This window comes from Rickettsia typhi str. Wilmington (assembly GCF_000008045.1).
In the GTDB taxonomy this organism is placed as follows: domain Bacteria; phylum Pseudomonadota; class Alphaproteobacteria; order Rickettsiales; family Rickettsiaceae; genus Rickettsia; species Rickettsia typhi.
Map to the genome: position 1 here is coordinate 594,745 of NC_006142.1, position 13,994 is coordinate 608,738.

The following is a 13,994-nucleotide window of genomic DNA, read 5'->3' on the forward strand; positions in this document are numbered from 1 at the left end:
AATGTTACAATAAAAATGTTACCGCCTAAAATTTTCTTTGAAAAATTTAAAGAAATAATTTGGCCTATAGAAAGGAAAGAATTAAAGCTATTTATACCAATGGCTTTAATGATGTTATGTATCCTGTTTAATTTTGGGGCTTTAAGATCTATAAAAGATAGTTTAGTAGTCCCATCTATGGGTGCTGAAATTATTAGTTTCTTAAAATTATGGTTAGTATTACCCTCGTGCGTAATTTTTACAGTACTCTACGTTAAGCTTAGTAATAAATTAAATTTTGAATATATTTTTTACAGTATAGTCGGTACTTTTTTACTATTTTTCTTATTATTTGCCTATATTATTTATCCGAATCAAGATATTTATCATCCTAATGATGCAATGATTAATAATTTAATTGCTTCATACCCTAATTTAAAATGGTTTATTAAAATAGGTAGTAAATGGAGTTATGCACTGATGTATATTTTCTCAGAATTATGGAGTGCAGTAGTTATAAACTTAATGTTTTGGCAATTTGCTAATCACATTTTTGATACTGCTAAAGCTAAACGATTTTATCCTGTTCTTGGGATGATTGGTAATATCGGTCTTATAATAGCCGGCAGCGTACTTGTTTTTTTTTCAAGTGGGCAATACATCATTGATTCAGAATTATTAACAGATTCTTTTAATTCATCTTCTTGCAATTCTATCATACTCCAGCCAATCATATCAATTATTGTTACTGCAGGAATAATTGCTATGTTTTTATTTAGAATAATAAATAGATTTATTTTAACTAATGCTATAAATGTTTTAGATGTAAAAAAAGCTGCTGCTAGAACAAAAACAAAACTTGCATTAATTGAAAGTATCAAATTAATAATTCATTCAAAATATATCGGTCGTATTGCATTATTAATAATCTGTTATGGATTATTAATAAATATAGTTGAAGGACCTTGGAAAGCTAAAATAAAAGAATTACATCCAAATACTATAGATTATGTTAATTTTATGGGCATGTTTAATATTTGGATGGGGATCTCATGTGTTACTTTCATGATAATAGGTAGCAATATTCTTAGAAGGCTCGGTTGGCTCATTTCTGCATTATTAACTCCTATTATGTTGTCTATTACTGGCTTCATATTTTTTATTTTTATAATTTTTATTGAAGAAATAGGTACATGTTTTGGTGATTTTAATCTTCTATATGTAGCGATTATTGTCGGAGCAATTCAAAACATACTTAGTAAATCGTCTAAATATTCACTATTCGATTCAACAAAAGAAATGGCATATATTCCTTTATCTTTAGAACTTAGAACTAAGGGCAAAGCTGCTGTAGAGGTAATAGGAACTAAATTTGGTAAGTCGCTTGGAGCATTTATTCAGTCTTTAATATTTATTATTATTCCAACAGCTACTTTTGATTCTATTATAATATATTTACTAGTAATTTTTATAGTTATGATGAATTTATGGATTTGGAATATTATAAAATTAAATAAGGAATATATAAAGCTGTGTAAATAATAGTATCACTTCATTGTGGATAATCATATACTACATTGAAATATTTGTTACCGGATTGATTTAGTAAAATCAAAAGTTTTTTCTTGCAATTACAAACTAAAAAATCATGCATTAATGTTAATTAAAAATGAAAAAAATTCTTATAATAATATTATTTATAATTATATTTATTGTACTAGTATATAGTGGGTTGTGGTTTGTTATTATGTTTTCGTTGTCACGCTCTATAAATCAAAAATATTCCGGTGTAAATCTTAATATAGAAAAAGATAATAATAATCTTCATCAGCAATATCTCGTTAAATTTTCTAAAGTCCGGCCATATGGTTTCCCTTTTAAATTAGGTATTATGGTAATTAATTGGCAAGAAGAGAGTATTAATAGAGCGATTGAATTTACTACACCGATAAATATAGGTTATGATTTATTTGAACAGAAATTATTTATAAATTTTTCTGGAGAAGCATTAGGAAAATTTAAGCCTGTGCAAAGAGGATTTGGAGTAAGATTTCATAATGAGAACTGTATATTATCAGCTAAGATACCATTAAATTTAAAATTATTTAAAATGGTATGGTTAAAAAAAGATTTATTTGAATTTCTAAATTTAATAAAAAATATTAAATTTATTTCAGATAAGACACAAATTTTTGACTTAGTAGACAATCAAAAATTATATGAAGAAGATAATACTATACTTACTATGTTATTTGATAAGAGTCAGTATTATACAAGTAAACAGGATTTTCTTGACAAAATACCACAAAAATTAGAATTTTATTATGAAACCGAAATAATACAAAGTAATCTTGAAGATAGAATAATACCTGCAGGATTATTATTATATAGACCAGCTTGGCATCATAACTTTAAATTTTCTGGTAATTTCGTGATTAGTACGAGTAGTTTGCATTTTAAAGATGTTGGTAAAGATTTAACAATTAAAGTTAATAATGCAAAAATAAATAGTAATAATTTTGAAAATAATATGAATTTATTATATAAAGGTCAGTTAAACGATTTTGGCAATAGTAATATTCATCTCTCGATAGAATCGCAATTTAAGCTAAAATCTGGTTTTATAATAGGTTTTTTAGAATTTATAAAAAAATATTATGATAAGCAAAAGCAAACCGATTTGTTTAAATTTTCCGATAATAAAATATATAAAGATTTTAATAATGAATTAGTTTATATTTTAAATAATAATCAACAATATAATTTTAGTATTTTAGAAGAAAGACAATATCATTTTAATTTAAATATTAATTTAGTTACAGAATTAAAGAAATTAACTAGAGCACAGATAAATGCTTTAAGTTTATATTCTAACAGGTCAGGATTTAATATAACAAATGAAACTATAGTCAATGACCTTAAAGATTCGTACAGTAAAGGTATAATAGTAATTAATAATTACTCTAAAATAATAGAGATTTTAAGTCCATATATATATGGAGTAGTGGGTTTTAAAAATTTATCTAAAGAGAATAAAGTAGTATATGTAGAGGCTTTGCAATCATTTTTAAAAACTATATCCGACCACCCTAATTCATCTAATTTAATTGATGCTAGCATTGAGTATGAGTTTGATTTATCAGATTTAAAGCAAGCTAAGATAGGTACTATAGATGATATTAATAAACTCATACCTTTGTATTATTTATCTTTATATCAAGCAGCAGTAAAAAAAATGGAGCCTGGAGCAAACATAAAAGAAAAAATTCTTGAGTTAATACCAAGTATTAATCAAAAAATATTAGAGGAATGTGTGTTATCTGATATTGTAACCCAGTGATTTGATCACGAAATGTGTATATAGCTGTTTAAGCTATGATATTACAACTAAATACTGGAATTTAGCAATAAAAAATATCATGAATATTATAGTAAAAATACAACAAGATTTAAAAGAGGAAGTAACACAGTTAAACGATTTAATTATTAGTTGTTTAAAAAGTGATACAGAATTAATAGAAAAGGTCGGTAAATATTTACTAGAGGCAGGTGGTAAAAGAATTCGTCCACTTTTAACTATAATCACTGCGAAAATGTTTGATTATAAAGGAGATAATCATATCAAACTTGCAAGTGCCGTGGAATTCATTCATGCCGCTACCTTGCTTCATGATGATGTGGTAGACGATAGCACTTTAAGAAGATTTAAACCTACAGTTAATGTTATTTGGGGAAGTAAAACAAGTATTTTAGTTGGTGATTTCCTATTTAGTCAATCTTTTAAGTTAATGATTGCTTCTGGCTGTATTAAAGCTATGAATGTTTTAGCTAGAGCTTCGGTTATTATTTCAGAAGGAGAGGTTGTGCAATTAGTTAAGTTAAATGAGCGACGTATTATCACTATAGATGAATATCAGCAAATAGTTAAATCTAAAACAGCTGAGCTATTTGGAGCTGCTTGTGAAGTCGGAGCTATTATAGCAGAGCAGGTCGATCGTGTTTCTGAAGATGTACAGGATTTTGGTATGTTGCTTGGTACGATATTTCAAGTTATAGATGACTTACTTGATTATTTAGGTAGTGATAAACAGGTAGGAAAAAATATCGGCGATGATTTCTTAGAAGGCAAAGTAACATTACCTCTAATTTTTTTATATCATAAACTAGAGCAAGATAAGAAGCTGTGGCTGGAAAATATGATTAAATCTGATAAGCGTACTAAAGATGACTTTATAAAAATACGTGACTTAATGTTAAAACATGCAATTTACAATGAAACAGTGAATTATTTGAGTAGCTTAGAAAATGAAGCAAATAATTTATTAAATAAAATTCCCGTTCAGAATATTTATAAGTATTATTTATTTTCGATTATTAGATTTATTTTATACCGTTCTTATTAATTCAGGATAGTGAGAATCTCCAATTTGCATTCGTAGCTCAGTTGGATAGAGCATTGCCCTCCGAAGGCAAAGGTCATTGGTTCAAATCCAATCGAATGCACCATCAATGAAATTGTTCTATAATATGTATTATGGAAAATAAACATTATAGTTTAAACGAGCATGGCTGGGACGGGAGGATTCGAACCTCCGCATGACGATACCAAAAACCGTTGCCTTACCACTTGGCGACGTCCCAATGTAAAATATAGAAATAGAACTTATATCAATAAATAACGTAAACGTCAATTATAATAATGATTATAAAAATAAATTTATTTCATTATTAAGCCAATATTTTGCTTGTGTGGATAACAAATCATAAATTTGAGCTCTAATTTTATTATAATATTCCTTAATATAATTTATTTCATCAATATTAAGTAATTCCATATCAATTAATTTACTAGCATAAGGTACTAAACTTAAGGTTTCAAATTCAAGCCATCCATTATTTTCTTTATTTTCTTTTATATATATTAAATTCTCAATTCTAATACCATATTTTCCTGGAATATAAAACCCAGGTTCATTAGATAAGATCATACCTGCTTTAAGTATGATTTTATTGCTAAGATTTATACTATGTGGACCTTCATGAACGCTTAAGAAACTTCCTACTCCATGCCCAGTACCATGCGGATAATCTATCATATCTTGCCATAAATATTGCCGTGCGAGTATATCAAGGTTTGCTCCTGTTACGATATTTTTTGGGAACTTAGCTTTAGCTAAAGCAATATGTCCTTTAAGTACTTGTGTATAACGTTTTTTCTGTTCACATGTTGGTGTACCTATAATGATTGTCCTAGTTATATCAGTGGTAGCACCTTTATATTGACCACCAGAATCAATCAGTAGTATACCATGTCCTTCAATTTTCTTAGCAGTTTTTGGGTTAGCTCTATAATGAATAATAGCACTATTTTCTTGAAATCCGCAAATAGCATGAAAACTATCAGAAACATACCCATCTTGTTTTGCTCTTTGCGCTGTTAGTTTTAAACAGAGAGAATATTCTGTTATTCTCTCATGACTGTAAAAGTAAGAATCCATGTTTTCACTTGAATTATATAAAAAGAACTCAGCAAAAAACTCACATAAAGCCACTGCATCTTTAATATGAAAATCAATTGCATTTTTAATCTCTATATCATTTTTACAAGCCTTTGGTAATAAACAAGGTTCTAAGATTTTTTTTACTTTTTTATTAGCTATTAAATCCATTATGTGAACTGATGTTATACTGTCATCAATAAGATATCTATTCTTACTATCTCTTAAAATATTTTCAAATTCTTTTTCCGGTAGAACCGTGATTTCAGGACGTGCATTAATAATTTCAGTATCAATTCTTATAGGGTTGATAAATAGATATAATTTTGTAGGAGTGAGTATAACTTTTGCAAACATTAGAGGTGCATAATTTACATCACTAGCACGCAAATTTAATAACCAGCATATAGATGCAATATCTAGAATGACTAGCATGTCATTGTTATTTTTATTTGCATCTACGGTCACGCTGCTGGATGATAATATTGTTTCACGACATTTATTTATTTTATCATTATGACTAACACCTGCAAATTTAATATCATGTAAATAAATTTTAGAATTTGGTTCTAGAGGCTGGTTATACCAAATTTTGTCAACTAAATTTTCATTTATTTTATGAAAATTGATATTTAAATTTGATAAGACTTGGTAAGTAAATAATTGAGGATCATAACCTATTTTAATATTTTTATCTAAGGTTTTAGATATATCTTTTAAATCAAAAATTTTATAAAATTCTAAATCTAACTCTTTGTTTGCCTGCTCTAAATAACGTCCATCAGTAAAGAAGAATGCAGTATCTTTACATATAATAGCTATACCATTTGAGCCAGTAAAACCTGTTATATATTCAAGCCTTTTAGCATACTCAGGTACATATTCATTCATATATTTATCATTAGATGGTATGATATAACCTTCTACATTATATTCTATGAATAAGTTTCTAAGTAGATTAATCCGATCGTGTCTCATATTCACTACTATATACAACAACTTTATCTCAGTATATAAAAAAATACTAAATGGAGACAATGGACAAGTAACTTATAATTTAATTCTATTCATTAATCTATACCATCCATAATATACAGGAATACCAAGGATAGTAAAAGAACAAGCTATAATTAGAGTTTCAAAAGGTGTTTTATAAATGACCCAAATACAAAAGATAATCGATATTATGTCTACAAATAAATAATAATACGAGAAATTTTCTTTTGAACTAAAAATTAGTTTTAAGAAAGCTAAGCTACAAATTAAATAAACAAACAAAAATGCTATTACAGAAAAATCTATTATTTGAGTAATTTGCTGGGCAAAATTATTATTTGAGGTAAAGAATAATAATGGTGTAATTCCAAGGCAGCTTACAATAATTCCATAAGTTGGAGCATTATTACTATTTTTCTTAGCAAAAAATTGTGGCAATAACCCATCTTCTGCCAGTCCTAGTGCAATCTGTCCACTAGTTAGAACCCAAGCGTTAAGAGTGCCTATACATATAACAGAAGCTATAACTGTAATTACTTTTGACCATGTACCACCAAACAATAATGTAGCAGCATCGGCATAAGGAGCTTTAGAATTAATAAGTTCAGAAGCTGGGATTAATCCAATTATACCTATGCTATTAATAATGTATAAGAACGCTACACAACAAGTTCCAATTATTATGGCTCTTGGAATAGTCTTTGCTGGATCTTTGACTGTTCCTGCTGTAGTAGTTGCACACTCTATTCCGATAAATCCCCAAAAAGTCAAAAGTGCAACTCTTCCCATAATAGTCGGAATAGTTAAGTTTTCTATTTCTTGAGCAATGACTATATTATCTATATTAAAATGAGATAATGCAGCTAAACCTACTACAAGTAGTGGAACAAATTTCAATAGAGTTAAATAAAACTCTATTTTTCCTGCTATTTTTGGGCCTTTTAGATTTAAAATTGCAATAGCAGCTAATAATATTAACTGTAATATCAAATCCAAAATCTTTTGTGATTTAAAAAAAGGCGTTAAATAACCTATTGCTGAAATAACAACTATACTTGTACTGACAAAGGATATAATCCAATAAGTCCAACCAGTAAAGAACGCTATTGTCTCACCAAAACTTGCTCGTACATAAACGTGAGGGCCACCTGTTTTAGGAAATTTTGTACATAAACAAGAGAATACAAGTGCTATACTCATAGCACCAAATAATGACAGAACCCAACCCCAAATGCTATATACACCGAATGGTGCTAAACTTAACGGTAATATAAAAACACTAGTACCGATTTGACTACCTGTCACCAATGCAAATACAGACCAGAAACTTAATTTTTGTGACATATCAAAATTTGATTTAACGAAAATAGCTTTAAAATAAATGAAATAATGCTTTTTAGCAATAGTAAGACTAGTATTAATTAATTTTAGTCATGTCTTCATAAATAAAAGCTTTATTATAATGATAATATGTATATCTAAAATACAACACTAATCTGATTGAATAGTATCTTTATCATTATTTTTGTATCTAAATCAAGTTGTATTACACACTAAAGGATTTTCCGCAGCCACAATTAGCTTTTTCATTAGGATTAGTAAAAGTAAATTGTGACTTGAAGTTAGTCTCGACATAATCCATTTCAGAACCTAGAATATACATTAATGCCTTTGGGTCAATTAGGATACGTACACCCTTTTCTTCAACCACCTCATCGAATTGATTTTTATTATCAGCATATTCAACGTAATAAGTCTGACCAGCACAACCACCTGACTTAATACCTACCCTAATACCAAAGGTAGGTTTAGCACGCTTTTCTATTAGCAATTTTACTTGCTTTGCAGCAGAATCAGTTAATGAAATAACATTCTTCATATTTTAAGAATCTTTTTTGTTTCCTTTTTTCTGTTTATAATCGGCAATAGCTGCTTTTATTGCATCTTCTGCCAAGAGTGAACAATGTAATTTTACCGGCGGCAGAGATAATTCTTTTGCTATTTCAGTATTTTTAATCTCTTGTGCATCTTCTACTGATCTTCCTTTAACCAACTCTGTGACTAGAGAACTTGAAGCAATAGCTGAACCACAACCAAATGTTTTAAATTTAGCATCTGTAATAATTTCGTCATCGTCAACTTCGATTTGTAATTTCATAACGTCACCGCAGGCAGGAGCTCCAACAAGCCCTGTACCAACATTTTTTTTGTTTTTATCAAGTGACCCAACATTACGAGGATTTTCATAATGATCTATCACTTTTTTATTATAAGCCATTGTTTTCTCTTTTGATTGTTATATTATACAACAGTATGCAACTTTATCAATGTGCTGTCCACTTAATCTTCTTTAAATCGATTCCTTCTTGCATCATTTCCCAAAGAGGGCTTAATTTCCTTAACTTGTCAATTTTTGAACATATTAAATTTACTGCGTAATCAATTTCCTGCTCAGTAGTGAATCTACCTATGCCAAACCTAATTGAAGTATGTGCAAGTTCTTCACTGATACCTATGGACCGTAAAACATATGATGGTTCTAAGGAAGCAGAAGTACACGCAGAACCAGAAGAAACAGCTAAATCTTTAATAGCAAGAATAATTGACTCACCTTCTACTCCAGCAAAGCTGAGATTTAGATTACCTTTATATCTTTGATCTTTATCACCGTTTAAATAAACTTCTGGAATTCTACTATATATATTATTTAAAAATCTATCAAATAAGTAATTGACATGCTGAGCATCTTTTTCCATTTCATTATATGATATTTCAGCAGCTATGCCAAAACCTACGATTAAAGGAGTAGGTAAAGTACCTGAACGCATTCCTCTCTCTTGTCCACCACCATTTATTAGTGGTGTAACACGCACACGAGGTTTTTTTCTTATATATAATGCACCTATTCCTTTTGGACCATAAATTTTATGTCCTGAAATACTTGCAAGATCAATATTATACTCGTTAACATTAATTGGAATTTTACCGAATCCTTGAGCAATATCGGAATGAAAAAACACACTTCTTTCACGACAAATTTTTCCAATTTCCCGTAAAGGTTGAATAACACCTATTTCATTATTAACAGCCATAACTGACACTAACAAAGTCTGATCAGTAATTGCATTTTTGAGAATTTCTAAATCTATTATTCCATTCGGTTTAATCGGTAAGTATGTGATTTTGATACCTTCTTGCTCTAAATACCTACAAGCGTTAAGTACACATTTATGTTCACTTACTAAGGTGATAATATGATTTTTTTTATTACCGTAAAATTTTGCTATTCCCTTTATTACAAGGTTATTAGATTCGGTTGCACCAGAAGTAAAAATAATTTCTTTACTATCCGCCCCTATTAACTTTGCTATCATACTCCGTGCATTTTCAACAGCATTTTCTGCTTCCCAACCAAAAGAGTGACTTCGTGAATGAGGATTACCGAATTTAGTAGTAAAATATGGCAACATTGCTTCCATTACCCTTGGATCTATTGGAGTAGTAGACTGATAATCCATATATATTGGTAAAGTTAAATTTTTTAATTGTTGATTCATATGTTATAAATGTTAAATAGTTTATTTGATATCATGACTTATCCGCTGGAATAAATTTTTATATTTTTACTTGATACCGTGGTTACTAGACGGTTTATATTCATATATCTCCTCAAAAGCTTTTATAAAAGCCTTTATATCACTTACTGTATTAGTATGACTTAAAGATATACGAATTGAAGACTTAGCTTCTTCTTCTCTTATGCCCATATTGGTTAATACATGCGATTTAGATATTTTGCCTGATGAGCAAGCAGACCCAGAACTTACACAAATATTACGTAAATCGAACTCTATTAATTTTACTTGTGCATCAGTATTGTCGACAGTAATTAAGGTAGTATTAGCTAACCTAGCTACGTTATTACTAATAATATTTACGTTTGAATATTTTTTTAGTTTTTGCTCTAATCTTTCTTGCAAATCCCTGATTTTTATGTAATTCTCTGAAACATTTTTTCTTCTAAATTCAGCAGCTAAACCAAAGCCGGCAATTGCTAAAACATTTTCAGTACCTGAGCGTACTGATTTTTCTTGGCCTCCTCCTATAATTATTGGTATAAGCTGAAAATTAGAGTTAGAAATTAAAGCACCACAACCATGCCCTCCTCCTATTTTATGTCCTGAAATTGTAGCAAAATCTAACCCTAATTCTTTAATATTTAAAGATATTTTACCAAAACTCTGTACTAAATCACTATGAAATTTTGCATCATATTTTTTAGTTATTTTACTTATCGCAGCTATATCTTGTAAAACTCCATTTTCATTATTTGCGATCATTACAGAAACTAATTTTTTTCTAGCATTACTTTGAAATAATAAGTCTTCTAGATGTTCTAAATCAACTAGTCCTTGCTTATTAACTCTTATAACTTTAATATTTGGAGCATAATTTATATGATTATAAATCGATAAATGTTCAATAGCTGAAATAAAAATATCACCATCATAAAAATTTTTCATTATTAAATTATTACTTTCAGTTCCAGAAGATGTAAAAGTAATATTATATTCTCCAGATAACATTGTTATACCAAGAGATGTTGCTATTTGTGAACGTGCCGTTTCTATAATGTTCTGAGCAAATCTGCCAGCCATATGCGTAGATGAAGGGTTAAGTTCCTTATCCATTAAACTTATTATATATTCCTTAACTCTCGGATCGATGAAAGTAGTCGCATTATGATCAAGATATATCATATATTTAAATTAAAATTTACAACATTTTTAATAGATATATTTTAGTCTCTAACATGTTGCTCAAGACCTTTCCATAATTTATGTGAATAACATTTTACTGTATCAAGAACACAAATTTTAATTGATAGCATGTAGTCATAATAAAATTTTCATTTACAACATTCATAATAATCAGAAATTTTTATTGCTTCTAGATTACCTATTAAAATATATCCATCTTTTGATCCTCTAATAGGCTTAACTAGAGCAGATTTTTTAAATTTAGAAATATTTATACTAAATAATTAAGTAATATATATTATTGAAATTTTATGCAACGTGATCGGGTCGCTACTTATTATTTGTAGCCATTTCAAGTATCGCAATTACAGCATATCTACATTTTGTCGCAAGTCTCACTATACCAGAACTATTAACACTTAAAATTGTTTAATGTCTACAATACTAAAGTAATTTAGTCAAGTATTTGATTATAAAATCAAAAATTAGAAGTAAATTAAATTTTGTAGACTTTTTAGTAGAAAAGTATTCATGATGACAGTCAAAGTATCATTATGCTTTTTTAGATATGTGATAGACTCTTATTAATTTGTAAAATAGCAATAAATACTAAAAAAGTTGTAAACATTTGTAGTAACTGTATTAATATGCTTAATTTCGGTATTAATATAATAATCACTGGTTGTAATATTATTGGGATTCCACTTGAAAACATCACTAATCTTATAGCAGTTTGTATTGAAGTTTTAGTAATAAGTAAATTCGCTAAGCTATATACTAACAAAACTATAATACTCCTCTCTAATAAGAATGTTACAAACCAAAATAATATAATAACTGGTGTGCCAAAAAAAATAAATAAATTTGGCGCATATAATAAATTATCTGCAAAATATTTTTTTATTATTTCAGGAGTTAAAATGACTTCATTTTGCTTGAATATCTCAGAATAATTAATAATACTTGGAAAATGTTTCTTAGTATTAGATACTAAATTTATTTTCAGCTTATTCTCTTCAAGAACAAACGGTACTTTGCTCTTTTCTTTGTTAGAAACTTGATTTTTTGTATCAATGACAAATATTTTATTATTATTTTTACTATATAAATATATAGGTTCTACTTCTTCAACGGAAATTTTTGAATTATTATATTTAATTTTTGGTAATTGATTGATAACATACTCAATGTTGTCTGTAACTTTTGATGATTTTGTACCGTTAAAATAATCTTTTAAAGCTACTATGTAATTTAATATCAAAATACAATAAATTATTGATGGGATAAAAGATAAAGTAAAGAAATATCTTATTCCGTATCCTTGATAATTTTTATACACATCTTTATAAAACTCTATTGAGCTAATTGATAATAGTAATTGACGGACTAGTGTATTTAATCCGCCTAATATAAATGATAATAAATACATGTATTAAGTAATATATCCCTTCTTTAATCCGATTAAAGTAACAATAAAATCAGTTTTTACACTAACTTTAATTATACTGTGTGCTTATGCTATTTTGCTATTTCTATTATATAATTTTGATCAAGTTTGGTCAAAATGTAGAAATTAATAATATTACATGCCATTATATTAATACTCAAGGATATATGAAAGGAAATTTTGTTTTTTATTATTTATATAATATTCAGAGATATATCAAAATTATTGGTTAGTATGTGATACAATTGCTATATACAAGAGCTGTGTCCAATATACAACAAAGCTATTGTATTAATATGAATCTAAGAGTATAAATAATACTAATCAATAGTAATGAAATATTAAAACTGTGATTAATTATAGCAAGTTATTAATAATAATAATGAAATTTATGTTACGACTGATCATGGTTTATCAATTTTTTAATCTGAATCTAATTAAGATATGATGCTAAATTCATATCAACCCTTTAGTATCAAATATTCAAAACTCATGATACGTAAAGACTAAAATGATTGAATAATATATTCAAAAAATCAAAAATCTAAATCTGTATAATAGGTTGGAGGTGTAAATCCAGGAATTCTATCTTGTAATAATAACCTAAAAGCCGGTCTTGATTTAATTAGTGAATACCAATGCTTTATAAGTGCCCATTTATCCCAATAAATTTCTCCGAAATAATCTAGTACAGATAAATGACAACTTGCTGCAATATCGGCAATAGTTAGGCATTCAGATACAAGATAACTTCTTTTTTCTAGTAAAGAAGTCATATATTCTAAATGATAATTTAGATTATTTTTGGCAGCACGTAAAAATTCCGTGCGTGGACTGCTCATTTTAGAAATCGATCGTATAACTTTTTCATCGATAATAATTTTAGTAACTTCAAAATAAAACTTATTGTTGAACCAAAAGAACAATCGTCTAATTTCGCAACAAATATCAATATCTGTGTCTAAAAAATTAAAATTTGGATATTTATTATTAAGATATTCAACAAACGGATAAATACCAACTACAAGTAAGCCGTATGATTCTTCTAAAATAGGCAATGTTCCTGCAGGATTGATTTTTAAGAAATTTTTATTAAACTGCCAGTAATCTTCTTTAATAGTAGTAAATTCTATCTCTAATTCTTTTAAGAAGAAACGTGCTTGTCTTGAAAGAGGACAAATAGGATTATGATATAACTTTTTCATTAAATTATGTCACAGTAAGTGTTAGTATCATCTCATGCTGTAATCTATACGTGTATTGTTTTCGTCATTGCGAGGGAAAACTAAAAATCTACAGAATCTTATTATTTTT

11 protein-coding genes, 2 tRNA genes and 1 pseudogene are annotated in these 13,994 nt (G+C 27.9%); 4 read left to right on the forward strand and 10 right to left on the reverse strand.

Annotation, left to right across the window (positions count from 1 at the left end):
* The first annotated feature begins 15 nt into the window (after window positions 1–15).
* The 4 genes from tlc3 to RT_RS02340 all read left to right on the forward strand — a co-directional run bounded on the left by tlc3 (window position 16) and on the right by RT_RS02340 (window position 4,485).
* Window positions 16–1,521, forward strand: coding sequence for a nucleotide exchange transporter Tlc3 (tlc3, locus tag RT_RS02325; RefSeq protein ID WP_011190922.1), 1,506 nt, complete (start codon window positions 16–18; stop codon window positions 1,519–1,521).
* 127 nt (window positions 1,522–1,648) lie between these two features.
* Window positions 1,649–3,319, forward strand: coding sequence for a hypothetical protein (locus tag RT_RS04560; protein WP_011190923.1), 1,671 nt, complete (start codon window positions 1,649–1,651; stop codon window positions 3,317–3,319).
* 79 nt (window positions 3,320–3,398) lie between these two features.
* Entirely contained in the window at window positions 3,399–4,382 is a 984-nt protein-coding gene (locus RT_RS02335) for a polyprenyl synthetase family protein (RefSeq protein WP_011190924.1), read from the forward strand.
* A gap of 26 nt (window positions 4,383–4,408) precedes the next feature.
* Window positions 4,409–4,485: transfer RNA gene (locus RT_RS02340), tRNA-Arg, on the forward strand.
* A gap of 60 nt (window positions 4,486–4,545) precedes the next feature.
* Here the strand turns inward: RT_RS02340 and RT_RS02345 are convergent.
* The 10 genes and pseudogenes from RT_RS02345 to RT_RS02385 form a co-directional block, all read right to left on the reverse strand.
* Window positions 4,546–4,620: transfer RNA gene (locus tag RT_RS02345), tRNA-Gln, on the reverse strand.
* Between the two features lie 62 nt (window positions 4,621–4,682).
* Window positions 4,683–6,455, reverse strand: coding sequence for an aminopeptidase P family protein (locus RT_RS02350; RefSeq protein WP_011190925.1), 1,773 nt, complete (start codon window positions 6,453–6,455; stop codon window positions 4,683–4,685).
* A gap of 72 nt (window positions 6,456–6,527) precedes the next feature.
* Window positions 6,528–7,817: an APC family permease gene (locus RT_RS02355; RefSeq protein ID WP_011190926.1), complete on the reverse strand. Its 1,290-nt coding sequence runs from the start codon at window positions 7,815–7,817 to the stop codon at window positions 6,528–6,530.
* A gap of 202 nt (window positions 7,818–8,019) precedes the next feature.
* Window positions 8,020–8,352 carry an iron-sulfur cluster assembly accessory protein gene (locus RT_RS02360; RefSeq protein WP_011190927.1) on the reverse strand — a complete coding sequence of 111 codons (333 nt, stop codon included), beginning with the start codon at window positions 8,350–8,352 and terminating at the stop codon, window positions 8,020–8,022.
* A gap of 3 nt (window positions 8,353–8,355) precedes the next feature.
* On the reverse strand, window positions 8,356–8,751 hold the full coding sequence (iscU, locus tag RT_RS02365) for a Fe-S cluster assembly scaffold IscU (RefSeq protein WP_011190928.1): 396 nt from the start codon (window positions 8,749–8,751) through the stop codon (window positions 8,356–8,358).
* 46 nt (window positions 8,752–8,797) lie between these two features.
* Window positions 8,798–10,030, reverse strand: a complete 1,233-nt coding sequence (locus tag RT_RS02370; protein WP_011190929.1) for an IscS subfamily cysteine desulfurase — start codon at window positions 10,028–10,030, stop codon at window positions 8,798–8,800.
* A 66-nt stretch (window positions 10,031–10,096) separates the two neighbouring features.
* Window positions 10,097–11,233 carry a cysteine desulfurase family protein gene (locus RT_RS02375; RefSeq protein WP_011190930.1) on the reverse strand — a complete coding sequence of 379 codons (1,137 nt, stop codon included), beginning with the start codon at window positions 11,231–11,233 and terminating at the stop codon, window positions 10,097–10,099.
* A 41-nt stretch (window positions 11,234–11,274) separates the two neighbouring features.
* Window positions 11,275–11,632 (reverse strand): annotated as a pseudogene (locus RT_RS04565) (Rrf2 family transcriptional regulator).
* Window positions 11,633–11,795: 163 nt separating this feature from the next.
* Window positions 11,796–12,662 carry a DUF1189 family protein gene (locus tag RT_RS02380; protein ID WP_011190931.1) on the reverse strand — a complete coding sequence of 289 codons (867 nt, stop codon included), beginning with the start codon at window positions 12,660–12,662 and terminating at the stop codon, window positions 11,796–11,798.
* A 554-nt stretch (window positions 12,663–13,216) separates the two neighbouring features.
* Window positions 13,217–13,885, reverse strand: coding sequence for a glutathione S-transferase family protein (locus tag RT_RS02385; protein ID WP_011190932.1), 669 nt, complete (start codon window positions 13,883–13,885; stop codon window positions 13,217–13,219).
* Window positions 13,886–13,994: the final 109 nt, after the last annotated feature.

What these genes read in the sequence shown, in the direction of transcription:
- tlc3 (WP_011190922.1), top strand. Translation starts at nt 16, where the DNA reads ATGTTACCGCCTAAAATTTTCTTTGAAAAATTTAAAGAAATAATTTGG.
- RT_RS04560 (WP_011190923.1), top strand. Translation starts at nt 1,649, where the DNA reads ATGAAAAAAATTCTTATAATAATATTATTTATAATTATATTTATTGTA.
- RT_RS02335 (WP_011190924.1), top strand. Translation starts at nt 3,399, where the DNA reads ATGAATATTATAGTAAAAATACAACAAGATTTAAAAGAGGAAGTAACA.
- RT_RS02350 (WP_011190925.1), bottom strand. Translation starts at nt 6,455, where the DNA reads ATGAGACACGATCGGATTAATCTACTTAGAAACTTATTCATAGAATAT.
- RT_RS02355 (WP_011190926.1), bottom strand. Translation starts at nt 7,817, where the DNA reads ATGTCACAAAAATTAAGTTTCTGGTCTGTATTTGCATTGGTGACAGGT.
- RT_RS02360 (WP_011190927.1), bottom strand. Translation starts at nt 8,352, where the DNA reads ATGAAGAATGTTATTTCATTAACTGATTCTGCTGCAAAGCAAGTAAAA.
- iscU (WP_011190928.1), bottom strand. Translation starts at nt 8,751, where the DNA reads ATGGCTTATAATAAAAAAGTGATAGATCATTATGAAAATCCTCGTAAT.
- RT_RS02370 (WP_011190929.1), bottom strand. Translation starts at nt 10,030, where the DNA reads ATGAATCAACAATTAAAAAATTTAACTTTACCAATATATATGGATTAT.
- RT_RS02375 (WP_011190930.1), bottom strand. Translation starts at nt 11,233, where the DNA reads ATGATATATCTTGATCATAATGCGACTACTTTCATCGATCCGAGAGTT.
- RT_RS02380 (WP_011190931.1), bottom strand. Translation starts at nt 12,662, where the DNA reads ATGTATTTATTATCATTTATATTAGGCGGATTAAATACACTAGTCCGT.
- RT_RS02385 (WP_011190932.1), bottom strand. Translation starts at nt 13,885, where the DNA reads ATGAAAAAGTTATATCATAATCCTATTTGTCCTCTTTCAAGACAAGCA.